General features: G+C 72.2%; 17 protein-coding genes. 9 read left to right on the top strand and 8 right to left on the bottom strand.

Translation table 11 applies throughout. From position 1 onward, the window contains the following. Nucleotides 1-92: 92 nt before the first annotated feature. Together ACFULQ_RS07070 and ACFULQ_RS07075 are read right to left on the bottom strand one after the other, a co-directional pair. Complete coding sequence (locus ACFULQ_RS07070; protein WP_383539260.1) at nucleotides 93-3,326, bottom strand: AAA family ATPase; 3,234 nt, start codon at nucleotides 3,324-3,326, stop codon at nucleotides 93-95. 107 nt (nucleotides 3,327-3,433) lie between these two features. Beyond that, a complete protein-coding gene (locus ACFULQ_RS07075; RefSeq protein WP_383539263.1) occupies nucleotides 3,434-3,928 on the bottom strand; it encodes an FBP domain-containing protein in 495 nt (164 codons plus the stop codon). Nucleotides 3,929-3,998: 70 nt separating this feature from the next. Between ACFULQ_RS07075 and ACFULQ_RS07080 the strand changes: the two genes are divergently transcribed. Both ACFULQ_RS07080 and ACFULQ_RS07085 read left to right on the top strand, forming a co-directional pair. Continuing rightward, on the top strand, nucleotides 3,999-4,568 hold the full coding sequence (locus ACFULQ_RS07080; protein ID WP_383539265.1) for a TetR/AcrR family transcriptional regulator: 570 nt from the start codon (nucleotides 3,999-4,001) through the stop codon (nucleotides 4,566-4,568). A 16-nt stretch (nucleotides 4,569-4,584) separates the two neighbouring features. Beyond that, nucleotides 4,585-5,754, top strand: a complete 1,170-nt coding sequence (locus ACFULQ_RS07085) for a GDSL-type esterase/lipase family protein (RefSeq protein WP_383539268.1) — start codon at nucleotides 4,585-4,587, stop codon at nucleotides 5,752-5,754. A gap of 156 nt (nucleotides 5,755-5,910) precedes the next feature. On the opposite strand, the gene ACFULQ_RS07090 is transcribed toward ACFULQ_RS07085, so the two are convergent. Next, entirely contained in the window at nucleotides 5,911-6,753 is an 843-nt protein-coding gene (locus tag ACFULQ_RS07090; RefSeq protein ID WP_383539271.1) for a LysR substrate-binding domain-containing protein, read from the bottom strand. A 58-nt stretch (nucleotides 6,754-6,811) separates the two neighbouring features. Between ACFULQ_RS07090 and ACFULQ_RS07095 the strand changes: the two genes are divergently transcribed. Together ACFULQ_RS07095 and ACFULQ_RS07100 are read left to right on the top strand one after the other, a co-directional pair. Beyond that, nucleotides 6,812-7,195, top strand: a complete 384-nt coding sequence (locus ACFULQ_RS07095) for a DUF5997 family protein (protein ID WP_383539273.1) — start codon at nucleotides 6,812-6,814, stop codon at nucleotides 7,193-7,195. Nucleotides 7,196-7,273: 78 nt separating this feature from the next. Next, entirely contained in the window at nucleotides 7,274-9,442 is a 2,169-nt protein-coding gene (locus ACFULQ_RS07100; RefSeq protein WP_383539276.1) for a hypothetical protein, read from the top strand. 236 nt (nucleotides 9,443-9,678) lie between these two features. Here ACFULQ_RS07100 and ACFULQ_RS07105 read toward each other — a convergent pair whose 3' ends face one another. Both ACFULQ_RS07105 and ACFULQ_RS07110 read right to left on the bottom strand, forming a co-directional pair. Next, complete coding sequence (locus ACFULQ_RS07105; RefSeq protein WP_383539425.1) at nucleotides 9,679-10,545, bottom strand: fructosamine kinase family protein; 867 nt, start codon at nucleotides 10,543-10,545, stop codon at nucleotides 9,679-9,681. Between the two features lie 76 nt (nucleotides 10,546-10,621). Then, nucleotides 10,622-14,557 (bottom strand): helix-turn-helix domain-containing protein, encoded by a 3,936-nt coding sequence (locus ACFULQ_RS07110; protein ID WP_383539428.1) that lies wholly within the window; start codon nucleotides 14,555-14,557, stop codon nucleotides 10,622-10,624. 271 nt (nucleotides 14,558-14,828) lie between these two features. Between ACFULQ_RS07110 and ACFULQ_RS07115 the strand changes: the two genes are divergently transcribed. The 5 genes from ACFULQ_RS07115 (at nucleotide 14,829) to ACFULQ_RS07135 (ending at nucleotide 20,256) form a co-directional block, all read left to right on the top strand. Then, nucleotides 14,829-15,230, top strand: coding sequence for a hypothetical protein (locus ACFULQ_RS07115; RefSeq protein WP_383539278.1), 402 nt, complete (start codon nucleotides 14,829-14,831; stop codon nucleotides 15,228-15,230). A gap of 104 nt (nucleotides 15,231-15,334) precedes the next feature. Further along, entirely contained in the window at nucleotides 15,335-16,330 is a 996-nt protein-coding gene (locus tag ACFULQ_RS07120) for a hypothetical protein (RefSeq protein ID WP_383539281.1), read from the top strand. 103 nt (nucleotides 16,331-16,433) lie between these two features. Next, nucleotides 16,434-17,489, top strand: a complete 1,056-nt coding sequence (locus ACFULQ_RS07125; protein ID WP_383539283.1) for an NAD-dependent epimerase/dehydratase family protein — start codon at nucleotides 16,434-16,436, stop codon at nucleotides 17,487-17,489. 126 nt (nucleotides 17,490-17,615) lie between these two features. Then, nucleotides 17,616-19,301, top strand: a complete 1,686-nt coding sequence (locus tag ACFULQ_RS07130; RefSeq protein WP_383539286.1) for an NlpC/P60 family protein — start codon at nucleotides 17,616-17,618, stop codon at nucleotides 19,299-19,301. A 184-nt stretch (nucleotides 19,302-19,485) separates the two neighbouring features. Next, nucleotides 19,486-20,256 (top strand): response regulator transcription factor, encoded by a 771-nt coding sequence (locus tag ACFULQ_RS07135; protein WP_383539289.1) that lies wholly within the window; start codon nucleotides 19,486-19,488, stop codon nucleotides 20,254-20,256. On the opposite strand, the gene ACFULQ_RS07140 is transcribed toward ACFULQ_RS07135, so the two are convergent. The 3 genes from ACFULQ_RS07140 to ACFULQ_RS07150 form a co-directional block, all read right to left on the bottom strand. Beyond that, nucleotides 20,225-21,706 (bottom strand): MFS transporter, encoded by a 1,482-nt coding sequence (locus tag ACFULQ_RS07140; RefSeq protein WP_383539431.1) that lies wholly within the window; start codon nucleotides 21,704-21,706, stop codon nucleotides 20,225-20,227. The two genes, ACFULQ_RS07135 and ACFULQ_RS07140, sit on opposite strands and share 32 nt — an antisense overlap. Nucleotides 21,707-21,832: 126 nt before the next feature. Next, a complete protein-coding gene (locus tag ACFULQ_RS07145) occupies nucleotides 21,833-23,278 on the bottom strand; it encodes an alpha-amylase (protein ID WP_383539291.1) in 1,446 nt (481 codons plus the stop codon). Next, nucleotides 23,275-25,998: a glucosidase gene (locus ACFULQ_RS07150; protein WP_383539294.1), complete on the bottom strand. Its 2,724-nt coding sequence runs from the start codon at nucleotides 25,996-25,998 to the stop codon at nucleotides 23,275-23,277. Before ACFULQ_RS07150 ends, ACFULQ_RS07145 begins: the two co-directional genes overlap by 4 nt. Nucleotides 25,999-26,046 lie beyond the last annotated feature (48 nt).

Consider the following 26,046-nt stretch of genomic DNA (forward strand, 5'->3'; position numbering starts at 1 on the left):
CCGTTTCCGAATCGGGTTGATTCGTCCGTTCTACTCGCGTCGCACGGAGGCGGACATCCGTGACCGTCACCCAGCTCGGCGCCCCGGTATACCTACGTTTGCGAACCGTCGGCCAGCAGCCCCAGCTCCGCCGCGCGTACGGCGGCCCGGCGCCGACTGGGTGCGTCGAGCTTGTCGAGCACGGCCCGCACGTGGTTGTCGACCGTCCGGACCGACACGACGAGCCGGGCGGCGATCTCCGCGTTGGTCAGCCCTTCGGCGAGCAGTCGTATCACCTGGAGCTGGCGTTCGGTGAGCCCCGCGGGGTTCTCACGGGTCGCGGCGAGGGGGCCGCGGGGGATGTGGCGCACGCCGAGCCGGCGCAGCTCGACGCGGAGCAGCCGGGCGGCGGGCTCCGCGCCCAGCGCGTCGAAGGCGGCGAGGGCGGTCAGTTTGTCGTCGGGGTCCGGGCTCTCGGCAAGCGCGGCGGCGTGTTCGTAGGGGCACCCCACGGCCTTCCAGCGCGCGGCGGCCCGGCGCCACTGCCCGCGGGCCTGCAAGGCGTACGGATGGTCCGAGTCGTCGGGCGGGACGGGGCGGCCCGCCTTGGTGAGCCAGTAGCCGAGTTCGGCACGGTAGGGGGCGCCGGGCAGTCGGCACGCCTGGGCGTGGACGGGCGCGGCCGCCGCGATCACCGCCTTGCTGTCCCCGCGCAGCCAGGCGGCCTCCGCCCGCGCCACCGCCACCGGCCCGGTGCGTTGCAGTTCCTTCGTCCCTACGGCGATCTCCCAGGCCTCGTCCAGGAGTTCGTCGGCGCCGGGGTGCCCGCGGCGGGTGCGGACCCGGGCGAGCACGGTCAGGGCGGGACAGCGGGCCGGGACGAAGTCGTGCATGCCGTACTCGGCGTGCTTCTCGGCGTCGCCCCAGTCGGCGGCGGCGAGCCTGCGCATGGCGAGCTCGACGTGGAGGTAGTTGAGGAAGCCCAAGTGCTCGGCGCCGTCGGCGAGTTCCATCGCCGGGGGCAGGAACGTGTCGGCCTCGTCGTACTGGAGGTTGTCGAGGAGGGTCCAGATGATGTTGGCGTAGGACCGGCAGGCGTGCTCGACCTCGCCGGCGGCGAGCGCGACGTCGAGACTCTCCTCCAACTGCGCCCGCCCGCCGGGGTCTCCGGAGCGCCAGCGGGCGGTGCCGACGTTGTTGAGGGCGTGCGCGAGGATCGCCGGGTCGTCGGCCTTGCGGGCCAGGGTGATGGCGCGCTCGCCGTGTTCTACGGCTTCGGCGTACCGCTCGGAGAGCATGCGCAGTTGGGCGGTGTTGCTGACGGCGAGCGCCAACAGCCGGTCGTCGCCCGCGTGTTCCAGGACCGCGACCGCCTCCCGGGCGGCCTCCTGGGCCTGGTCGGCGTTGCCGGCCCACCAGTGGATGCGGGACAGCCAGCGCAGGTCGGCGCCGAGGGCGAGGGTGTCCCCGAGGGACCGGCGCAGAGCGACGGCCTCCCGCTGGGCCGCGACGGCGGCGGCCGAGTCGGCGATGGTGTAGGTCTCCACGGCGTAGCGCTCCAGCAGGTCGGCGAGTTCGGCGGGCCGGTAGCGCCCCCGCCCGCGCAGCACGAGCCGGAGATGGGCGGCGGCCTCGCGGTGGGCGCCGGCGGAGGAGGCTTCGCGGGCCGCGTCGGGGCCGTAGCGGGCGATGGCGTCCTGGTCGCCGGCCTGGGCGGCGTGGTGGACGATCCGGGCGGCGTCGGAGCCGGGTCGGGCGACGAGGGCCGCGAGGACGGCCCGGTTGAGACCGATGCGGCGGGCGGCGGGGAGGGAGTCGGCGACGGCCCGGCGGATCAACTCGTGCCGGAACGCGACCCGTTCGGGGGTGACGGTGAGCAGACCACGCTGCTCGGCGGCGGCCAGGACGGCGACTCCGCCGACGGGGAGAGGGGTGCGGTGTCCGACTGCGGCCGGGAGGGACACTCCGACCTCTCGGGGACCACTGTGGTCGGGCACGGCCTCGCGGGGGCGATCTTGTTGGGCCGCGGACTCGCGGGGGTCGGCGTATTGGGCTGGGGCCTGGCGAGGGTCGTCGTATTGAGCTGCTGCCTCGCGGGGACCAGCCTGTTGAGCTTCGGCCTCGCGGGGGCCGTCGTATTGAGCTGCTGCCTCGCGGGAGCCACCTCGTTCAGCCGCGGCCTTGCGGGGACCAGCCTGTTGGGCCTCGGCCTCGCGAGGGCCGTCGTATTGGGCCTCGGCCTCGCGAGGGCCATCGCCTTGAGCTGGGGCCTCGCGGGGACCAGCCTGTTGAGCTTCGGTCTCCCGGGCAGCACCTCGCTCAGTCGCGGCCTCGCCGGGACCACCCCGTTGCGCATCGGCCGCGCGGGACCAATCCCGTTCAGCCGCGGCCTCGTCGGCCCACCGTGAGCCGCCCGACTGCGGGCCACCGGGCGACGCGTCACCGACCGGCGGGTCACCGATCGGCGGGTCACCAAGCGGCGGGTCACCAAGCGGCGCGCGACCCCACCGCGGGTCACCCGGCGGCGGCCCGTCCCCCAGCGCCCCCTCCCCCACCAGCGTGTCCCCCAACAACGTGTCCACCAGCGGGCGTTCCACCGCCGACGGGACCACGGCCAGTTGCTCCAGCGCGTCCACGGTGGCCGGGGGCAAGCCCCGCAGCCGGGCCAGCACCGCGTCGACGACGGTCGGGGGCACCTTCCCGGTGCCGCCGGCCGCGATGATCTCGGCGACGAAGAAGGGGTTGCCGCCCGTGACCGCGTACACCTGGGCGGGATCGACACGGCCGGCGCTGAGAGCGCGTACGGCGTCCAGGGACAGCCGGGCCAGCGGCAGCCGGTGCACGCGTGGCGCCCGGGACACCTGGCCCAGCAGGTGCCGCAGGGGATGCTCACGGCTGAGCTCGTCGTCCCGGTAGGTCAGCACCAGCAGGGCGGGCAGCCGCTCCATGCGCCGGACCAGGAAGCGCAGGGCGTCCAGGGAGGCCTCGTCGGCCCAGTGGACGTCCTCGACGACGAGGACCGCTCCGCGCAGTTCCTCGAGCAGTGCCTCGTGGAAGCGGTTACGGTCGCCGCCCTCCGTCACGGCCCGGGCGAGTTCGTCCCCCACGCTGCCGATGAGGTCGCGGAAAGGGCCGAGCGGGCGCCGGGTCGCGAGGTCGTCGCACTCCCCCACGAGGACGCGGATGCCATGCGGAAGGTGCTCGGGAAGGGCCCTCACGAGGCTCGACTTGCCGATCCCTGCCTCGCCGAGGACGAGCACCACGGATCCGGCCCCGTCCGCCGCCTCCCGCGCGGCCGCGGCCAATCGCGCCAGCTCGGGCTCGCGCTCGAGGATCCGCCGATCCACGGAGCCGATTCTGCCACCGGGGGCACCGGAACGGCTCCGCACCATTAACAGAGCACGGCTCGGCAGGCGGCTGCTCCCGTCCCCGAGCTCCCGCAGGGGCGGGCACCCTACGGCCCCACCACCTTCGCCACGAACGCGGCGAGGTTCGTGACCGTCCGCTGGATCTTCTCCTCCAGGGTGAGCGTCTCGTGCAGGCGCGCGCCCGCTCCCACCTCCCGCTTCCCCCGCACGTACAGCGAGCACGCGAGGTCCTCGCATATGTAGGCGCCGACCGAGTTGCCCTGCTGCCCGGCCTTGCCCGCCTTCGGGGCGACCATCAGGGAGACCCCGCCGGTGTGGGTGGTCAGGCACATCGAACACATGCTCTTGCGCGTCTGGGAGAAGCCGCGCGCACCGGCCCGCAGCTGGACGGCCTTCGGGCGGCCGTCCAGCACGGTCACGAGATAGGCGCGGTCGGGGGCCTGCGGATCGCGCCAGCCCAGGTAGTCGAGGTCCTCCCACGGCCGCTCGGCCAGGTCGCGCGGGACGGACAGGCGCTTCGCCTCGCCCTTGGTGCAGTTCACGAAGGCGGCACGGATCTCTTGCTCGGTCAGCGGTTCCATAACTTCACGCTAGTTTGCCTAAAAACTTTAGGCAAACGCATAATCGGTTCAGGCGAACGGGAGGTCGGTCATGGCACGGGTGGGACTGACGACGGAGAAACTGGTCCGGGCGGGCGCGGAGCTGGCCGACGAGGTGGGCTTCGAGCACGTGACGGTCTCGGAGCTGGCCCGGCGCTTCGGCGTGAAGGTCGCGAGCCTGTACTCGCACGTCAAGAACTCCCAGGACCTGAAGACCCGGCTCGCCCTCTTCGCCCTGGAGGAGCTCGCCGACCTCTCCGCCGACGCGGTGGCGGGACGGGCCGGCAAGGACGCCCTGACCGCGTACGCCGACGTCTACCGCGACTACGCCCACGCCCACCCCGGCCGGGCCGCGGCCGCTCGGCTCAGGCTCGACCCCGAGACGGCGGCGGCCAGTGCGGGCGTACGGCACTCGCAGCTGATGCGGGCGATCCTGCGCGGTTACGACCTGCCGGAACCCGACCGGACCCATGCCGTACGGCTGCTGGGCAGCACCTTCCACGGATACGCGAGCCTGGAGGGGGCAGGCGGGTTCAGCCACAGCGCCCCCGACTCCGAGGAGTCCTGGAGACGGATCCTGGACGCCCTCGACGCGCTGTTGCGCAACTGGCCCACCCGCTGACCGACAGGCTGAGGACATGCACGACTGGATCACCACACCCGTCACCGCCGAGCTGCTGCGCGGTGCCCTCGACGTGGAGCGGACCGAGCTCGGGGTGCTGCCGCACCGGCTGCCCGCGCGGGCCCGCGCCCAGAACACCGACGAGCAGCTGGCCATGGCCGAGTCGCAGCCCGCCGGGGTGCGGCTGGTCTTCCGCACCCGGGCCACCGCGGTGGAGCTGGAGACCCTGCCGACCAAGCGGGCCTACGTGGGTGCGCCGCCGCGGCCGGACGGTCTCTACGACCTGGTGGTCGACGGTCGGCCGGCCGGTCAGGGCAGTGTGCTCGGCGGCCATGTCATCACCGTCGACATGACCGCGGGGACGTCGGAGGTGCGGACCGGGCAGCCAGGGACCGTCCGTTTCGACGGGCTGTCCGGCGAGGTCAAGGACGTGGAGATATGGCTGCCGCACAACGAGACCACCGAGCTGATCGCGCTGCGCACCGACGCGCCCGTCGAGCCGGCGCCTCCCGGTGACCGCCGGGTGTGGCTGCACCACGGCAGCTCCATCAGCCACGGCTCCGAGGCGGCGAGCCCTTCGCACACCTGGCCCGCGGTCGCCGCGACGCTGAGCGGGGTGGAGCTGATCAACCTGGGCCTCGCGGGCAGCGCGCTGCTCGACCCGTTCACCGCGCGGGCTATTCGGGACACCCCCGCCGACGTGATCAGCCTCAAGATCGGCATCAACATCGTCAACCACGATGTGATGCGGCTGCGGGCCTTCGGTCCGGCGGTCCACGGCTTCCTCGACACGATCCGCGAGGGCCATCCGGACACGCCCGTGCTGGTCGTCTCGCCGATCCTGTGCCCGATCCACGAGGACACGCCGGGGCCCTGCTTCCCGGACTTCAGCGGGATCGCCGAGGGCCGGTTCACGTTCAGGACGCTGGGCGACCCGGCGGAACGCGCGAGCGGCAAACTGACCCTCCGGGTGATCCGCGAGGAACTGGCCCGGATCGTCAAGCAGCGGGCCCCCGAGGACCCGAACCTGCACTACCTGGACGGCCGCGACCTGTACGGAGAGTCCGACGCGGAGGAACTCCCCCTCCCGGACGACCTCCACCCCGACGCGACCACACACCAGCGCATGGGCCAACGCTTCGCAAGGCTGACCTTCGGCCCGGACGGACCCTTCGCCGAGAACTGAGAGGGAGCCACGGGGCAGCCCCTGCGACGTGCGTGTCCTGAGGCGGGCCGAGTCCTCCAGCGGGCGGATGCGCCGCGGAGAGAGCTCCGGCGGCAAGCAGAGAGCCGCGGGGCGTCTCCGGCCAGGAACCGTCCGCCCTCTCCCCTCTCTGCGCTGCTATCCCCTGCGCTTGGGCTTGCCCCGGCGGCTCGCCGTGCCCTTGGCGCCGCCGGACCCGCCAGTCCTGCCCGAGCCACCGGTCCTGCCTGACCCGCCCGTCCTGCCAGAGCCGCCGCGAGACCCCTTCGCCCCGCCGGAGGCCCCCCGTGCTGCCCCCTTCCCGGTGGCCGCCCCCGTCCTGCCGCCGCTCTTCGTGGTGGGGGGCTTCTTCGGGTCCGGTGTCGGCTGGGTGCGGCCGCGTGAGCTGTTCACCGTGCGGCCCCGGACGATGCCGATGAAGTCCTCGACCAGGTCCGTCGTGGCGTCCTCGGGCCAGGAGAGGGCCACGGCGGACTCGGGGGCGTCGGTGATCGGCCGGTAGGTGAGGTCGCGGCGGTGGTGGAGACGCGCCAGGGACTGGGGGACGACGAGGACGCCGATGTTCGCCGCCACGAGCTCGATCGCGTCGGCCGTGGTGGCGGGGCGTTCGAAGGCCGGTTCGCCGGGCGGCTGATCCCAGCCGAGGACGTCGTCGAGGGGGTGGATGACGACCTCGTCGGCGAGGTCGTCCAGCGTGACCTCCTCGGCCGCGGTCACCACGTGGTCCTTGGGCACCACGACGACCGTCGTCTCGGTGTAGAGGGGGATCGCGCTGAACACCGTACGGTCGACCGGGAGTCGCACGAGCCCGGCGTCCGCGCGGCCGTCGCGCAACACATCGGAGGCCTCGGACGCCGTGACCTGGAGGAGCTCCAGGGGGATGTCCGGCAGGCGCTCGTGCCAGATCCGCACCCACTTGGCGGGCGTCACCCCGGGGACGTACGCGAGCCGGAAGGACGGGGATGCTGGCGAGTCTGTCACGCGGCAAGGTTACCCACTGTGGTCGGACGTCTCGTGCGCGGCCGATAGTCTGGACTCCATGACGTCGCACCAGAACACCCAGACGATGAAGCCCGCGACCGCGGCGAAGAAGCTGGGTGTGTACCTCCCCGCCACCCCCGCCGAGTTCCAGGAGGGTGTCGTCTCGCGCGCCGAGCTGAACGAACTCCAGACGAACCCGCCCCAGTGGCTGCAGGACCTGCGACGCAACGGCCCGCACCCCCGCCCGGTCGTCGCGGCCCGGCTGGGTGTCTCCATCGCCGGGCTCGCGCGCGGCGGGGTCACCGAGGCGCTCACCACCGAGCAGATCGAGGCGCTGCGCGAGGACGGCCCCGAGTGGCTGGAGAAGGAGCGCGCCACGCAGGCGGAGGTCCGCAAGGAGGCCGCCCGCCTGAAGGAGAAGAAGGCCCAGCAGCAGGACTAGCACCGGTCCAGCCCGAGACGTTCCGGGCCCCGAAAAACTCCGGTGCGCCCAGTCGAACACCTCTGCGACCATTCCGGCATGGACCGTCTGGAACGCCTGGTCATCCGGCACACCCTTCGCCTCCCCTCCCCCGCGGGACCCGCCGGGGAGGGCGATGTCGCCGCGCGGCAGTTCGACGCCGCGCTGATGTCCGTCGGCTTCAAGCTGTCGGCCGACGCGCTGAGGACGCTGTCGGGGCTGTCCGAGGGCACGGTCGTCGACACCGCCGTGCGCACCCTGGCCACCGTCCGCGAGCTGGCCGGCGACCATGTGCGGCACAACGTCTACTTCGTCGACTTCCCGGCGAACGTCCCGGACACCTTCGAGTTCTGGATGCGCTGCGTCACCGAGGCGCTGGAGGACCGCAAGGCCCGCCCCGGCATCATCGCCCAGCTCCGCACCGGCGTGATCAACCTGCTCACGCTGCCGTCGTACGGCAACTACCGCCACACCTACGACGAGATGCTCGCCGCGCACGACGAGCTGACCGCCGCGGTGGGCGACCGGCTGACCGTCCTGCACCTGGGCGGCCCGCTGGGCGACGAGGTCACCGCCCTGTACCTGGCGCTGGCCGGCAGCACCACGCCGCTCGGCGACGAGCACCTGGCCGACCTCGGGGTGCTCGCCGAGCACTGCGCGGACGGCCCCCAGCCGGTGGAGATCCCGGTGCGGGAGAACCGTGCCGTCGTCAACGCGGCCCGGCTGAAGGCGGGTTCGCTTCCGCTGCTCGACACCGTCACCGATGTGCTGCGGCTGGCCTGCGCGTTGTCGGACGGGGACGTGAGCCTTCAGGAGCCGACCCGGTTCCGCAAACTGTCCCGGCTGGTCCGCCGCGCCCTGCTCGCCGGGCTCGACGACGTCGTCGCCCAGGCGCCCGCCAAGCTCGCCGACGTCCTCCTGCACCGCGAGGCCTTCAAGCGGCTCGGCGAGCGTCTGCACCCCCACGAGTACCCGCGGTGGCCGCATGCCGCCGAGGTGTTCGCCGTGGCCCGGGGCGAGCAGAAGGCGCACTCCTTCGACGGCCGGGTGGAGGCGCTGTTCGGCGCGGACGACGTCACCGGGGCCGCGCGGCTGCTGGCGTCCGCGCCCGGCAAGCTGTTCCGGTCCCTGGACCGGCTGCTGCGTTCCGCCGCCACGCAGGAGGAGCGGGACGCCGTGGTGGCCGCCGTGGAGCGGGTCGCGCCGGAGGTGTCCGGGCGGGTCGTGCTGTCGGTGCGTGAGTACCTGCACAACCGGGCCGAGGAGACGGGCCGCAAGCGGGTGTTCATCAACCGGGCCGGCCGCGCGCATGTCACCGACGACACGCGTCACGCCGTACCGGAGGAGGAGCGCAAGCGTCTGATGGCCGCGCTCGACGCGGAGACGGCCCGTCGACTCCCCTCTCCGGAGCGGCTGTTGGTCGACCCCGACGTCCTCGATGTGGCGCTGCCGCTGAGCGGGCGGGCGACCGCGGCCGGGCTCGGGGTGCTGCCCCGTGGTTCGCTCTCGCCGGTCGACGGGGAGCTGCTGCGGTTCTTCGTGTACTGGAAGCAGAAGCAGCGGGTCACCGACTACGACCTGTCGGCGCTGCTGCTGGACGCGAGGTACGACACGGTGTCGTGGCTGTCGTACACCAATCTCCGGGACGTGGAGGGGGAGCACTCCGGGGACATCACCAACGCCCCCGACGGCGCCTCGGAGTTCATCGACCTGCGGCTCGGGGCCGTGCGCGGCATGTACATCGTGCCGCAGGTCAACATCTACTCCGGGGAGAGGTTCGAGGAGGCCGAGGAGTCGTTCTTCGGGTTCATGCTGCGCGAGGCCGAGCAGAAGGGGCAGCCCTTCGAGCCGCGTACCGTGCGGATGAAGTCGGAGCTGCGCGGTCCTGGCCGGGTGGCGCTGCCGCTGGCGTTCCGGCGTGCCGAGGACGGGAGTTGGCAGGCCAAGTGGCTGCACCTGTATCTGAAGGGGGAGCCGGAGCACAACCGCGTCGAGGGCAACCAGGTGACGGTGGCGACGCTGCTGCGCGGCATCGTCGAGCGCGAGCAGCTGACGGTCGGGTATCTGACCGAGCTGATGGCGAACGCCGGTACGGAGGTGGCGACTTGGGACGCCGCGTCGGTGCCGCAGGAGCCGGTGACCTACATCGGTCTGGAGCGGCCCGAGGGCCTGCACCCGGACTCGGTGGTCATCACCCCGGAAAATCTGCGCGACCTGATCCCCGAGTGACTGTTAGCGTTACCCGTGGCGAGGCCATGGAAGGGCTTCCTTCTCAATGCGATGAGTCCCCATGGGGCTTGGATTTCAGTCCTTCCGCTTTCCTCGCCCTCGACGTGACACGTGCGGCGAGGCCATGAGGGGGCTTCCTTCTCACCGGTCTCCAAAACCGGCCTTGCAATGGCCTCAGTTCCCTCGCTCTCCTCGCCCACGACGTCACGAGCCCAGGCGGCCCCGGACCGGTGCACTCACCGTTCCAGGGCCGCCTTCGCCGTGTCGAGCGCCTGCTGCGCGTATCCGCGTCCGAACAGCACGGCGTGCACCAGCAGCGGGAAGAGCTGGTGCAGCCCCACGCGGTCGGCCCAGCCGTCGGCGAGCGGTGCCGCCCGCTCGTAGCCGCGCAGCACCTCGTCCAGGTGCGGACAGCCGAAGAGGTGGAGCATCGCGAGGTCGGTCTCGCGGTGGCCGCCGTGCGCGGCCGGGTCGATCAGCCAGGCGTGGCCGTCGGCACCCCAGAGGACGTTGCCGTTCCACAGGTCGCCGTGCAGCCGGGCCGGGGGTTCGGCGGGGCCCGCGAGCTCGGGCAGCCGCTCGCAGAGCCGCTCGATCACCGGCGCCTCGTCGGCGGCGATCGTGCCGTCGTCCACCGCGCGGCGCAGATAGGGCAGCACCCGGTGCTCGGCGTACCACTGGGGCCAGTCGGCGCCCTCGACGTTCCGCATCGGCGCCCGCCCGATGAACGCCTCCCGCGGACCGCCGGGCGGCGCCGAACCGAAGGCGGGGGCGCCGGCGGCGTGCAGAGCGGCCAGGGAGCGCCCCAGTCCGTCCGCCGCGTCCCGGCTCGGCCGGCCCCGGGGGACGAGTTCCGTGACCAGCCACCGGTCGTCATGGCCGTACACGACGGGCACGCGGACCGCCCTCGCCTCAGCCAACCAGCGCAGCCCGGTGGCCTCGGCCGCCACCTCCTCGGGGGCGTCACCCCGCTTGGCCATCACCTCCCGGCCGTCGTCGAGGGTCACCTCGGTCAGCGCGCCGGACACCGGGCGCTCCTCGGCCGCCGTCCGGCCGGTGAGCCGCGCCGCCGCCGCACGCGGGCCGTCCCCGTCGTCGTACACCTGTGCCTCCCTGATCACTTCGCACTCCCCGCGTACCCGAAGGTCCCGTGCACAGCCTCCACGTCGACTCCGGGGCTCAGTTTCCCTTCCGGCAGCGGCCCGCGGGCAGGTCCGTCATCAGCTGCTGCCAGCGGGGGCCCTGTGGGGCGCGGGTCAGTCGGCACACCTCGGCCGCGCGGGCGCGCACGTCGGGGTTCCACAGCCGCACGGTGCCGTCGATGCCGCTGCTGGCCAGGGTCCGTCCGTCCGGGGCGAAGGTGACGCCCCACACCGCGCTGGTGTGACCGGTCAGGGTGGCGGTAGGACCGGGTGCCCGGGTGTCCCACAGCCGCACCGTGCTGTCGTTGCCACTGCTGGCCAAGGTCCGTCCGTCGGGGGCGAAGCCGAGTCCGCGGACCGCGCCGGTGTGCCCGGTGAGGGTGGCCGTGGCCCGGTGCCCGGCGGGGTCCCACAGCCGTACGGTGCCGTCGTTCCCGCTGCTGGCGAGGGTCCGTCCGTCCGGGGCGAACGCCACGGCGCGGACCGCGCCGGTGTGACCGGTGAGCGTGGCGAGCGGCACTCTGCGGACCACGTCCCACAGCCGCACGGTCAGGTCGTCGCTCGCGCTCGCGAGGGTGCGTCCGTCCGGGCTGAACGCCACCGCGTTCACGAAGTCGGTGTGTCCGGTGAGCGTGGTCAGCAGCCTGCCCCGGGCCACGTCCCACAGCCGTACCGTGCCGTCCAGACCGGCGGACGCGAGGGTGCGCCCGTCGGGCGCGAAGGCCACCGAGAACACCGTGCCCGTGTGCCCCCGCAGCACCGCGAGCGGCCGCCGCCCGGCCACGTCCCACAGCCGGACCGTACCGCCGGAGCCCGCCGAGGCCAGGGTGCGTCCGTCCGGGGCGAAGGCCACCGAGAGCACCGCGCCCGTGTGCCCCCGCAGCACCGCCAGTGGCCGCCGCCCGGCCACGTCCCACAACCGCACCGTGTGATCCGCGTCGGCGGCGGCCAGGGTCCGCCCGTCCGGGCTGAACGCGGCGTGCCAGACCTCCGTGAAGGGGCGGGCCGTCAGCGCCGAGCGGCTCAGGTCCCACAACACGACGGACTCGTCGAACCCGGCCGTGGCCAGCAGCGTGCCACCGGGGTCCGTGGCCACTCCGAGGACATAGTCGGTGTGCCCCGACAGGGTGGTCGTGATCCGGTGACCGCGGACGTCCCACAGGCGCACCGCGCCGTCGCCCGCGGCACCGATCACGGTGGTCGAGTCGGGGGTGAAGGCGACGGCGTTCACGTCGTCGCCGGTGCCGGTCAGCGCGGCGGTGCTCCGCAGCCGTGCCCTGTCCCACAGGCGTACGACACGGTCGGCGCCGCCCGAGGCGAGCGTACGGCCGTCGGGGGCGAACGCCACGCCCAGGACCTCGGCGGTGTGCCCGGCGAGGACGGCCAGCGGCCGGTGCCGGACCGTGTCCCACAGCCGCACGGTGTGGTCGGAGCCGCCCGAGGCCAGGGTCCGTCCGTCGGGGCTGTAGGCCAGGGCGTTGACGCCGTCCCGGTGGCCCCTGAAGGTGGCGGCGGGGCGGTACGCACCGGTGGTTCGCCACAGGGTGACCGTGCCGTCGGAGTCCGCGGACGCGAGGGTCCCCCCGTCGGGGGCGTAGGCGACGGCCCGCACCGGGGCGCCGGTGGTGAGGTCGGCGACGACCCGGCGCGCGGTCACGTCCCACACCCGCACGATGCCACCGGCCGCGCCCGAGACGCCCGCGGCGAGGGTACGGCCGTCGGGGCCGAAGGCCACCGAGCGCACCTTGCCGCCCGCGGCGAGGACCGCGGTCTGCCGTCGCTCGGCGGTCCGCCAGAGCCTGACCGTGCCGTCGCTGCTGGCGCTCGCGAGCAGACGGCCCCCGGGAGCGAAGGCGACGGCGTTGACGGGCCCCGCGTGCCCGGTCAGCCGACCGGAGAAGTACTGCGCCTGGGTGCTGAGCAGGGCGCCGCGGGCCTCCGTGGTCGGCTCGGTGCCGTAGGCCTCGGCGGCGAGCAGCAGGGCGGCCTCCGGCTGCGCGTTCGCCATCGCGGTCGACCGTACGGCCAGCGACTGGGACAGCGTGACCCGGCTCTGCCGCAAAGCCTCGGCCCGCTGCTGGTAGGCGAGGGCTCCCGCGGTGACGGCCAGGCCCAACAGGGCCGCGAGTACGGCGAGAAGGCGGCGTTGCCGACGCGCCTGACGCCGGTCGGACTCCTGCCGCCGGAGTTCCTCGGCCCGGCTCGCCTCGTAGAACTCCGCCTCGCGTGGCCCGAGTTCGGCCCGGTCGGCGACCTCCCGGGCCCACTCGGTGACGGCGGACAGCCGGGGCCCCCGGTAGAGCAGCGAGGGGTCGCGTCCCTCGTGCTCCCATTCGGCGGCCGCGTCGGCGAGTTGCTGCCGGATCAGCAGTCCGGCCCGGTCCGCGTGGATCCAGCCGCGCAGTCGGGGCCAGACGTGCAGCAGCGCCTCGTGGGTGATCTCGACGGTGTCCCGGTCCACGGTGATCAGCCGGGCCCGCACGAACGCGTCGAGGGCGGTGGCCGCCGCCGAGGGGTCGGGGAGTTGTTCCAGCAGGACCGCGCGGTCGAGCCTGCGGCGGGTCTCCTCGCTGCCGTCCCCGAGCTGGACCAGCCGGACCAGGGCCTGGCGGATCATGGCCTGTTCCGCGGGGTACAGACGGGCGAAGCGGGTCTCCGCCGTCCTGGCGACGGCGCCCTGGATACCCCCGCTGTGCTCGTAGTCCGTGATGGTCAGCGTGCGTCCGTCGCCGCGCTGCCAGGTGGCCATCAGCGCGTGGGAGAGCAGGGGGAGGGCGCCGGGCGGGGCGGGCGTGGACTCGTCGCGGGCGGCTGTTCCCTCGGCGGCGTGTGCTCCGGGGCCGGCCCCGGATCCGGTCCCGGGCCCGGTCCGTGGTTCGAGCGGTGCGGTCGTCGGATCCGAGCGCAGTCCCACGTCCCGCAGCAGCAGTTGGACCAGGCCGGGCGCGAGCACGAGGCCGGCCTGCCGGGCCGGGCGGGTGATCGACTCGCGCAACTCCCGTACGGTCATCGGCCGCAGCACGAACAGCCCCGCGGCGAACACCGCGGCGAGCTCGGGGTGGTCGAGGCAGCGGCCGGTGAAGTCGGCCCGCATACCGAGAACCACGGCGGCCGGCGCCGCGCGCTCCTCGCCGCCGTCCGCCGGACCCGGCATCGACAGGGCACACAACGCCCGGACGAAGGCCCGCCGTTCACCCTCGTCCGCGCAGAGTGTGAAGACCTCCTCGAACTGATCCACCAACAACACCAGCCGCTCGGGCGGTGGTTCACGGTCGCCGCTCCCGGACCGGGTGCCTGCGGATGGCAGCGCGGCGGCCCTCGCAACCACCGTGGCCAGGCCGGACGGGTTCTCGCGGAGGTCGGACGCTGTGATGTCCAAGTCCTTGCCCAGCGCCTCGGAGGTCCGGGACAGGAGTTCCTCGAGTGGGCGGGCCGTCGGGGTGAGGATCGCTGTCGGCCACTCGCGCGATCCCGCCATCGGCAGCGCGCCACCGCGGACCGCGGGGACGAGCCCCGCGTTGAGCAGTGAGGACTTGCCCGCCCCTGACGGCGCCACGACCAACAGCGGTCCGCTGCCCACCCGTTCGAAGAGCCGGTCGACCAGCGCGGCGGTCGTCCGCTCACGTCCGAAGAACCAGCGGGCGTCCTGCTCGGTGAAGGCGGCCAGACCCCGGTAGGGGCATTCCCGCTCCGGTTTCCCGGGTCCTCCGGTCCGGTCCGGACCGGGGGTCTCCTCCAGCAGCCGCAGGAGCGCGCCGCCCGCGAGCAACGCCTCGTCGCAGCGGCGCACCACATCCGCCGTGGCCGGTTTGGAGCCGTTCTCGATCTTGCTCAGATAGCCCTTGCTGTAGTGCACCCGCTGGGCGAGCGCGGTGAGCGACAGCCCTCTCTCGTGCCGCAGACGTCTCAGCTCGGAGGGAAAGTCCGGCGGCGCACCACCGGCTCCCCCTTCGTCGGCTCCGACGTCCCCCATGCCCTCGGTCGTGTGCGGGTTCTCGACCACGCCACCTCCCCGCGGCGGCCCGTGTCCCCCCGTTGGTCACGACTCCCGCCGCCGCCCCAACTCCACGCTACAGCCGGGCCAGTTGGGGCCCGAGCGGCGATCAGAGGCAGGTGTTTCCCTGTTTCCCGTTGACGGCGGTCGACGGGAAACGTCTCGACATGCGCATGACCTGGGCCGAAAGCTCGGAACCCGGGCCGGTCACCGACCCGGCCCATGAAAAGGATCTTTCAGGGAGGACACCATGAGGACCCGCATGCTTTCGGCCGTTGTGGCGGGGTCGGCCACCGCCGCGCTCCTGCTGACCGGCGTCGGCACGGCCACGGCCGCCCCGGCCAAGGCGGCCTGGGACGGAAACATCTACCTCTACTACAGCACCGCGTCCAACAGCGCCTGGAGGGCCTACTCCGGCGGCACCGCGGACTTCGGCTCGGACACCTTCAACAGCGGTGTCGACGGCTACGGCCAGCGCGTGAAGAACAACGTCAACCGGGCGTTCAACAACGACCAGCACTGGGCCGCGAACATTTGGTACAACGAGAACTTCCAGGGCGCGGTGGACACCTTCTCCCCGGGCGAGGCCCGCCAGTTGAAGGTCGGGGTGCGCAACGACAACGCCTCGCTGAGCTGGACCTACGTGGGCTGACCTCGACGCACGTGGCGGCGGGTCGTGGAGACGCTCTCCCGGCCCGCCGCCGCGACGAGCACTCGTGGTCGGACCCATCTGCTCGCCCCAAGGGGGAGACGTACATGCGCCCAACGTCAACGACCCTAGACAACAAGGGTGTTCGAGCCACCGCGACCCTCGGCGCCCTGGCCGCTCTCGTCGCGATCACCGGTTGTTCGGACGGAGTCGCCGAGCGGCCGCACGAATCCGCCCCCGCCACCACACGTCAGGTGGCCGGCACCCCGGTGATCCTCGGCGTGACGTCCCTGGTCCTGCCGATCGAGCCCTATCTGTTCACCACCCGTCAGCTGGCCGACGTCCTGCGGGCCCGGCAGACGTTGGTGGTCCCGTGCATGCGCCGGTTCGGTTTCGCGTGGCCCGCTCCCGGCCCCGAGCCGGGCGACAGCACCGAAACGGCGGGGGGCATGAGGAACGCGGCCAACATGGACCGCCGCTACGGCATCACCGATCCGGCGCTCGCGGCCCGGCACGGGTACCACTTCGCTCCCGACCCCCGGCAGAGGACCACCGAGGACTCCACCACCGCCGGGCCCGACGCCGACGCCGACGCCGACGCAATGACCGTACTGACCGGACGTACCGCCGACGGCGCACCGGCCCCGAGCCGGTATCACGGCCTGGCGGTACCGGAGGGCGGTTGCCAGGGACAGGCGACCGCCCGGCTGACCGGCGACCGGCCGCTGGGAAACGACCAACTGGCCAGTGAGATCAACATCGTCAGCTACCAGAAGTCGCGGGCAGACCCCCGTGTCAGGTCGGTCTTCCGCGCGTGGTCGGCCTGTATGCGCGCCCACGGCTACTCCTATGCCGCGCCCACCGACGCCCCCGGCAAGGACCCCCGGTTCACCGGCCCGGCGCCGACCCGGCAGGAGATCGCCCTGGCCGAGGCCGACGTGGCCTGCAAGCGGCAGACCAATGTGATCGGCGTCTGGTTCACCGTGGACACCGCCTACCAGCGGCAGTTGATGGCCTCCAAGGGGCCGGAACTCGCCCGCGCGAAGGACGCCATCCGCACCCAGACGGCGAACGCCGACCGCGTCCTGAACGGCGACCACTGAGGAGACCGGCGGCCGCGTGAGCCGTGCGGGCGGTGCGGGCGATCACCTGCCGCGGAAGATCCGCCGGTGCTTCAATGTCACTCCCGGGCGGAGGAGCGGCGGCATGGGTGCGGAGTCGGGCAGGGTCCTGGTGACCGGCGGCAGCGGTTTCGTGGGCAGTCATCTGGTACGGCGACTGCTGGAGCGCGGCTACCAGGTGCACGCCACCGTGCGCAGCCTCGCGAACGCGGCGAAGGTGCGGCCGTTGCGGGACATGCAGGCCGAATTCCCCGGCAAGCTAAGTCTGTTCGAGGCGGACCTCCTCCAAGAGGGTTCCTTCGACGAGGCCATGACGGGCTGCCGGGTCGTCTTCCACGTCGCCTCGCCCTTCTTCATGCCGGAGAAGATCAAGGACGGCCAGAAGGACATGGTCGATCCGGCCCTGACCGGCACCCGTAACGTCCTGGCCGGCATCGAGCGGACGCCGTCCGTGGAGCGGCTGGTGTTCACCTCCACGGTCGGCGCGATCTTCGGCGACTACGCCGACGTGCGGGACATGGAGGGGCAGATCCTGTCGGAGAGGTACTTCAACACCAGCAGCACGGTGGACAACAACCCGTACCACTACGCCAAGACGGTCGCCGAACGCGCGGCCTGGGACGCGGAGGCCGCGCAGAACCGCTGGCGCATGGTCTCCGTCAACCCCGGCCTGATCCTGGGCCCCTCCCTCACCCCCGCCTCCGAGTCCGGCAGCCTCTTCCTCCTGGAGGAACTGTTCAAGGGCTACTTCTTCTACGGCGCCCCGGACTTCAGTTTCACCACGGTCGACGTCCGTGACGTGGCCGACGCACACATCGCCGCCGCCGAGAAGCCCGACGCGAAGGGCCGTTACATCCTGGCCGCCCGGACGATGACGTCGTTCCACGAGATGTCCCGCGTCATCCGAGCCCGCCACCCCCGGGATCGGCGCCTCCCGCGGACCGCGCTCCCGCACTGGCCGGTACGGATCCTGGGCCCGGCCTTCGGGCTCACCCAGGACTACATGCGCAAGCACCTCGGCATCCGCTTCGAGGTGGACAACAGCCGCAGCGTGAACGAACTGGGCCTCAGCTACCGGCCGGTGACGGAGACGATCCTCGACCATTACGAGGCGTGGCGACGGCAGCGCGGACAACACTGACCCTCACCTGCGGAAACGGGCGCACGCGACGAAGGTCACAGTTACATCTCGCCCTTTTCACACTTCAATCTTCACGTGAGCCTCACAAGTTGGTTAGGTTGACGGCGAACAGCACGAGGAAGGGGCATGACTTTCATGGCGCCGGAACGAACTTCGCGCAATGGAGGGTCCAGCCTCCCGGCCAAGCGCAACTCCGCGCTCGCGACGGCCGCGATGGCCTCCGCGGCACTGCTCTCCCAGACCGGGAACGCCGCCGCCGACGAGGAACCCAGCCGCGACGAGGTGAACCGGCGGATCACCAACCTCTACGACCGCGCCGAGTCCGACTCCGGCACCTACAACGCCACCCGCGCGGCCAGCAAGTCGTCGAGCCCCCGCGACCGTGCCCCCGCGGCCACCGGCGGGAGCCGCAGGTCCGGGAGCGAGCCCGGTCTCGACGCCCTCGCCAAGCAGTGGTACGGCGTGGGCCGGGCGAAGTTGGGCCCGTTCGTCGAGGCGACCCTGCCGCGTGACCGTGTTCCGGCCCCGTCGGCCGAGCCGCGCCGTCAGCGCCCCGCGGAGGCCCCCGCGTCCCGTGCGCCGAAGCCGGCCGAGCAGGCCGTGCCCGAGCTGACCGCCAAGCCGATGCTCGCCCTGCCGGCCGCACCGGAGACGGCACCGGCCGCGCTCGCCGCCGCGCCGGACCAGTCCCCGGCCTGGGCACCGGACCCGGCATCGCAGCCCCTCACCGGCACCGGCGAGATACCCATGGTGCCGCAACTGGAGACCGGCTTCCCGGAGTACAGCACGCAGACCGGCACGGCCTTCCCCGCCTACGGCACCCAGACCGGCACCGGCCTCCCCGAGTACGGCACGCAGACGAGCACGGCCCTCCCGGCGTACGGCGCCCAGACCGGCCTCGCCCTCCCGGAGTACACCGGCCAACTCACCACCGGTTTCCCCGAGTACACCGGTCAGGCCGCCACAGGGCTCCCCGAGTACACCGGTCAGCTCAGCACCGGGCTCCCCGACTACACCGGGCAACTCGCCACGGGAGTACCGGAGTACGCGGCACAAGCCCCTGCCGGACTCCCTGACAACACGGGCCAGTTCAGCACCGCGCTGCCCAACGGCACGGGCCAGTTCAGCACAGTCCTCCCCAACGGCACGGGCCAGTTCAGCACCGCCCTGCCCAACGGCACGGGCCAGTTCAGCACCGTCCTCCCCACCGGCACGGGCCAGTTCAGCACCGCCCTGCCGAACGACACGGGCCAGTTCAGCACCGTCCTCCCCGACGGCACCGGCCAGTTCAGCACCCCGCTCACCGCGCAGGCCCCCGCCCCCGCTCCCCTCGCCACCACCAGCACCCAGTCCATCCCCGCCATCCCCTCCCCCCGCACCCCCGAACCGCAGTGGCAGGCCCCGCAGCAGACCGCCGCCCCGGGCACCCTCCCGACCGCCGACCCCGGTTACGACTCGAAGGTCATCCAGGTACTCGCCTTCGCCCGCTCCCAGATCGGCAAGCCCTGCGTCTGGGGCGCGGCGGGCCCGGGTTCGTACGACAACGCCGGTCTCACCCAGGCCGCCTGGAAGGTCGCCGGTGTCTCCCTGCCGCGTACCTCCCTCGGTCAGGCGAGCACCGGGACGGCAGTGCCGCTGTACGCCATGCAACCCGGCGACCTGGTCTTCTTCCACGACGACCTCAGCCACGTGGGCCTGTGCACCGGCAACGGCATGATGATCCACGCGCCGGGCCCGGGGGCGTCGATCCGCGAGGAGTCGATCTACCCGACCGGCGAGTCGATCATCCGCGGCGCGATCCGGCCCGCCTGACCCCCACGTGCGGGCCGCCGGTCCCCCGTGCCGGCGGCCCGCACGAAAAAAGGAGAGACCCAGGCATCCCCTCCTGTGCCTGGTCTCCCCCGCTGCGGCTGCCGGAGCGCCGATGTGCTGGAGTCATGTCGACAACTTCGATGTTGCCCGGATGAAGTGTGGGTCAGCGAGGTACTGGGCCGGTATGGGTACAACTGCGTATGAGCGGGTGCTGTCGGTCGCCGTGGCCGCGCTCCACGAACGCGACCCTGAGCAGCTGTGGCCCCTGCTGGCGGCCGACCTGCCGGCCCTGTGCGGTGGGGACGCCCTGATCTACAAGCTGGACAACTGGAACGAGAACGAGGGCACCCTGGGGCTGTCCCCCGGTGTCACCTCGGAGTTCACCGCGCTCGGGGACGAGGAGACGGCCCTGCTGCGCGCGGGCTATCCACTGGCCGCGCACTACGCGAGCAGAGCGGACCGGGCGCCGGTGACGGCTCGTCGGGTGGCCGGCCGGTCCTGGTCGGGGAGCCCGACCGCGCGACTGCTCGACGACCTCCTGGACGTCGACCATGTGCTGGGGGTCCCGCTGCCGCGCTCGACCACCCCGGTCACCGGGTGCATGGTCTACCGCTCCGGCCGGGACTTCAGCGACGACGAACTGCGCCTCGCCGAGCAGTTGCAGCCGCTGCTGGCCGCCGTCGAGGAGCAGCGCCGGCTCCTGCGGCGGCTTGCGGCCCCGTCCGAGGAGACGGCGGAACTGGCGCTCACGCCCCGGGAGTCGACCGTGCTGCTCCTGCTCGGCGACGCCCTGACCGCCCTGTCGATAGGCCGCAGGCTGGGGATTTCGGAGCGTACGGTCCACAAGCACATCGCGAACATCTACCGCAAGCTCGGCACCCACGACCGCGTCAGCACGGTCCTGCACGCGCAGCGGCTCGGGCTCATCCCTGGGGCAGCGTCGGCCCGCCCTTGAGGCGTTCCAGGTCGGAGGGGCGGACCTGGATGACCACGATCGCGATGAGGGCGGCGACCACGGTGAAGATCGCGGCCATGACGAAGGCGGCCGAGACTCCGGCGGTGAGGACCTCGTCGCCCCAGGAGCCCGGGAGTTGCCCGGTGCGTTCGAAGATCCGGCGCTCGACCGGGGTGGCCTGGGCGAGGAAGCGGGGGACCTGCTTCTCCGCCTCGTTGGTGCTGGCCGTGCCGAACATCGTGACCAGGATGGACAGCCCCAGCGAACCGCCCACCTGCTGGGTGGCGTTGAGGAGTCCGGAGGCCGCGCCGGTCTCCTCGTTGGGCACGTTGGAGAGCGCCATCAGGGTCAGCGAGACGAACTCCATGCCCATGCCGAGGCTGAAGACGAGCATCGGTCCGAGGACGCTGCCCGCGTAGGTGGAGTGAACGTCGGTGAGGGTCAGCCAGCCGAGGCCGATCGCGGCCAGGATGGCTCCCCCCACCATGAACGGCTTGGGACCGTAGACGGGGAGGAACCGGGAGGCCAGTCCGGCGCCGACCGCGATGACCGCGCTGACCGGCAGGAACGCGAACCCGGTGGCCAGCGGGGAGAAGTCGAGGACGTTCTGCACGAAGAGCGTCAGGAAGAAGAACATGCCGAAGATCGCGGCCGCGAGGCACAGCATGATCCCGTAGGTGCCCGCGCGGTTGCGGTCGGCGAACATGTGCAGCGGGGTGATGGGCTGCCGGGAACGCTTCTCGATCAGCACGAACCCCACGAGGAGGACGACCGCCGCGGCGAACGAGCACAGGGTGAGCGTGTCCCGCCAGCCTTCCTGGGCGGCCCTGATGAAGCCGTACACCAGCAGCACCATGCCCGCGGTGGCGGTCAGCGCGCCGGCGATGTCGAAGTTGCCGGGGTGGCGCTCGGACTCGCGGATCCAGCGGGGCGTGGCGAGCGCGATGAGCAGTCCGATGGGGACGTTGACGAACAGCACCCACCGCCAGTTCAGCCACTCGACGAGGACTCCGCCGGCCAGCAGACCGATCGCGCCGCCACCCGCCGAGACGCCGGCGAAGACGCCGAAGGCCCGGTTGCGCTCGGGGCCTTCGCGGAAGGTGGTACTGACCAGCGAGAGGGCGGTCGGGGAGGCGATGGCACCGCCGACGCCCTGGAGGGCGCGTGCGGCGAGGAGTTGCCCCTCGTTCTGGGCGAGTCCGCCGAGCAGGGAGGCGAGCACGAACAGCAGCACTCCGAAGATGAACACCCGCCGTCTGCCGAGGATGTCCCCGGCCCGGCCGCCGAGCAGCAGCAGTCCGCCGAAGGTGAGGGTGTACGCGTTGACCACCCAGGCCAGGCTGGTGGTGGAGAAGTCCAGGGAGCGCTGGATGTCCGGGAGCGCGATGTTCACGATGGTGATGTCGAGCACCACCATCAGCTGACAGGACGCGATGACCAGCAGGGCCATGACGTTGCCACCGCCGCCGGAGTCCGGTGGGGTGGTCCGTGGTGCAGAACTTGCCTGCGGGTCGCTGCTCATGGTCTCCGTACGACCGTACGCCCGTGCCGTGGCCCCCACCACTCGAACTGGCCCTTACCACGCGAAAACGTGGCACCCCCAGGGCGGAAGGGACACGAACAGTCCGGAGTCGGTCAGTTCGTCTCCGTCACGGTCGTAGACCGCCCCGTCGAGCAGGTCGGTCAGGCGGTGCTCCCGTCCCCGCAGGTCGTCCCAGGGGAGGGGCAGCCGGGCCTGGGCCGGGCCGTCGGAGTCGTTGACGACGACCAGGTGACGGGCGTCGGCGTGGGTCCAGGTCCAGGCGAGGAGACGGCGGTGGGTGTCGTTGTCGGGCCAGCCCGCCGGGGTGACGGGCCGCCACTCCCCGCGGCGCACGGTCGCGGCGGCGGGCAGCAGACGGCCGTAGAACGCGCGCAGGGGTTCGTCGACGGGCTCCTGCGGTCTGCGGCTGAGGAACACCGGTGGCCGCACCCTGCGGCCCTCGAACTGGCCCTCGTGCCAGAGCGTGGCGCCGGGCAGCGTGGCCACGGCCACGGCGGCCGCGCGTTCACGGTCCTCGGGGATCACCGCGGCGACCCGGGGTTCGTCGTGGTTCTCCAGGAAGCGGACGAGACCGTTCTGGTAGGTGAGGTCGGCGCCCAGGTGGGCACGGACGGAGCCGGCGTCCTCGTGGAGGAGGCGGTCGTAGAGGCGCTTGTCGTAGCAGTGGTCGAAGCCCTGCTGCTGGAGGGCTCCTTCGAGGTCCCAGTAGGCCTCGGCGACGAAGAGGAGGCCGGGACGGCGGGCGTGGACGCGGGGGATGACGTACGGCCAGAAGTCCTCGGCCGGGGCCGGGCCCGCGCGGTCCGGCCAGGTCTTGCCGAAGATGTCGTTCATCAGCAGCATCGCCATGTCGCAGCGCACGCCGTCGGCCTGGTCGCCGATGGACACCAGGGTCTCCACGGTCGCCTCGCGGAGGGTGTCGCTGAAGGCGTTCAGCTGGACCACGTCCGGCCAGGGCGGGAAGTAGGGGTCGCGGCCCCGGGCGAAGACCTGTCCCCCGCTCTCCAGGAAGTCACCCGGAGCGCGGGCCAGGTCCTCGGCGGTGCCCCGGACGAGTCGGTCGGGGTGCGCGGTGAGCCAGGGGTGGTCGGGGGCCACGTGGTTGGGGACGTAGTCGAGGATCAACCGGGCTCCCCGCGCGGCCAGTTGGGCGCGGGCCTCGGCCAGTCCCTCGGGGCCGCCGAGCGCGGCGTCGACGACGTAGTTCCGCACGCAGTACGGGGATCCGGCGATGTCCGCCTCGGTGAGGTCGGGCAGGGCCTCGCGGAAGGAGGCCAGGAGACCCTCGTCGCGCAGGGCGATCTCCAGTCCGGCCGGGCTGCGTTCCCACACGCCCATCAGCCACACGGTGTCGACACCGGATGGCACGACCGCGTCCCAGGCCTCGCCGGGGACCTCGCCGAGGGTGACGGGACGGCCGAGGCGGTGGCTCAACCCGCCGAGCCACACGAGGGTGTTGATCTCGTGGATGACCGTCATGACAGAGGCTCCTCCCTGTCGCCGTCGCCGTCTCCCGTCGGCCGGAGCGACTCCCGCGCGCCCCGGTGCCAGTCCTCCTCGCCGATGGCGTGGAAGAGGGTCGCGGTGGTGGCCACCAGGCCTGTCCAGCCGGTCTGGTGACAGGCGCCGAGTCCCGCGCCGTTGTCGCCGTGGAAGTACTCGTAGAAGAGGATCAGGTCCTTCCAGTGCGGGTCCTTGGCGAACACCGACTGGCCGCCGTGCACCGGCCGCCCGCCGTCGGCGTCGGGCAGGAAGGTGGCGGTGAGCCGGTCGGAGATCTCACGGGCGACCTCGTACAGGTTGAGCCGGCGTCCGGAGCCGGTCGGGCACTCCACGGTGAACTCGGGGCCGTGGTAGGCGTGGAGGTTCAGCAGGGCGCGGATGAGCAGGATGTTCATCGGGAACCACACCGGGCCGCGCCAGTTGGAGTTCCCGCCGAACATCCCGGAGTCGGACTCGGCGGGCAGATAGCCGACGCCGTACTCCTGGCCGTGCACGTCGAAGGTGTACGGGTGCTTCTCGTGGTACTTGGACAGGGACCGGATGCCGTAGGGGCCTAGGAACTCGTCCTCGTCGAGCATGCGGGCCAGGATCCGGCGCAGCCGCTCCTCGCCGAACAGCGCGAAGAGGTGCCGGCCGTCGGTGCCGGGGCCGTCCGCCGCCTGCTGTGCGACGAAGGCCTCGACGGCGGGATGGCGTCGGATGAAGTCCCGCGCTCCAGCCGCGAGTTCGGGGAACGCCTGGTCCACCCGGCCGCCGATGACGCTGGTCGCCGCCAGCGGTACCAGGCCGACCAGGGACCGCACCTTCAACGGGGTCGCGGTGCCGTCGGGCAGACGCAGGACGTCGTAGAAGAAGCCGTCCTCCTCGTCCCAGAGGCTGGCGTTGTCCTTGCCGATGCGGTTGAGGGCGACGGCGATCCACGCGAAGTGCTCGAAGAGCATCTGCGCCTGTTCGACGTAGACCCGGTTCTCCACGGCGAGTTCGATGGCGATGTCGAAGAGGTTCTGGCAGTACAGCGCCATCCACGCGGTGCCGTCGGCCTGGTCGAGCCGGCCGCCGGTGGGCAGGGGCGCGCTGCGGTCGAAGACGCCGATGTTGTCGAGGCCGAGGAAGCCGCCCTGGAAGACGTTGTTGCCGTCGGGGTCCTTGCGGTTGAGCCACCAGGTGAAGTTCTTCGTCAGCTTGTGGAAGGCGTTCTCCAGGAAGGCGCGGTCGCCGCGGCCGGTGCGGTGCTTCTCCAGCTCGTACACGAACAGCACCGCCCAGGCGTGCACCGGCGGGTTGACGTCGCCGAAGTTCCATTCGTAGGCGGGGATCTGGCCGTTGGGGTGGAGGTAGAGGCGGTGCAGCAGCAGGTCGAGCTGGGACTTGGCGAAGCCGATGTCGACCATGGCGAGGGCGAGGGTGTGGAAGGCGAGGTCCCAGGCCGCGAACCACGGGTACTCCCAGGTGTCCGGCATCGACATGATCTCGTCGTTGACCATGTGGTACCAGGCGCTGTTGCGGAGGCGCGGGTCGGCGGCGAGCGGGTCCACGCCGTGCTCGGCGAGCCAGCGCTCGACGTCGAGGTAGTAGTACTGCTTGCTCCAGAGCATGCCGGCGAGGGCCTGGCGGGCGAGTCGCCGCTCCTCGGCTCCCACGCCCGGTGGGGTGATGCCCGCGTAGAAGGTGTCGGCCTCGGTGCGGCGCAGGTCGAGCACGGCGTCGAACTCGCTCCAAGGGTCGGTGAGTTCGGTGTCGGTCAGGCGCAGGCGGATGCGGGCGCTGTCCCCTGCGGGGATCGTGAGCACGTGGTGGACGGCGGCCTTGGTGCCGGTGCGGGCGGGGTTGACGGCGTCCGTCTCACCGTGGACCACGTACCGGTCGATGCCGTCCTTCACGTACGGGGTGGTGTTCGGGCTGCCGAAGATCCGTTCGTTGTCGGTCTCGTTGTCGGTGAACAGCGGCTCGCCCTGGTGGTACAGCCACCGCGTGCCCAGCTCCTCGTGGTCGGCGCGGATCGCCCCGTCCGTGGCGTGCAGCGCCGGGACCGCCGTGCCGCCCGCCCAGGACCAGGTGTGCCGGAACCACAGGGTGGGCAGGAGGTGCAGCACTGCCTCCTCGGGGCCCCTGTTGTGCGCGGTGATCTCGATCAGGAGGTCTTCCGGTCCCGCCTTGGCGTACTCGACGAACACGTCGAAGTAGCGGTCCTCGTCGAAGACTCCGGTGTCGAGGAGCTCGTACTCGAAGTCCTTGCGGCCCCGGGCCCGGTTGCCGGCCACGAGGTCGGCGTAGGGGAACTCGCCCTGCGGGTACTTGTAGAGGTACTTCATGGACGAGTGGGTGGGCGTGTTGTCGAGGTGGAACCAGTACTCCTTCACGTCCTCGCCGTGGTTGCCCTCCGCGTTGGTCAGGCCGAACATCCGCTCCTTGAGGAGGGGGTCGCGGCCGTTCCACAGGGCGAGCGCGAAGCACAGCCGCTGTTTGTCGTCGCTGACTCCGGCGATGCCGTCCTCGCCCCAGCGGTAGGCGCGGGAGCGGGCCTGGTCGTGGGTGAAGTACGACCAGGCGTCGCCGTTGTCGCTGTAGTCCTCGCGGACGGTGCCCCACTGACGTTCGCTCAGGTACGGCCCCCAGCGTCGCCAGGGGGCCGTACCGGCGTCGGCCTCGGCCAGTCGTTGCCGTTCGGCGTCCGGTGCGTCGCTGCCCGTCGTCATCGTCCGTCCTCCTCGCCGCACGGCACCTGGGTCCAGACTCGAACCGCC

Source organism: Streptomyces sp. NPDC057253 (assembly GCF_042669125.1).
Classification (GTDB): domain Bacteria; phylum Actinomycetota; class Actinomycetes; order Streptomycetales; family Streptomycetaceae; genus Streptomyces.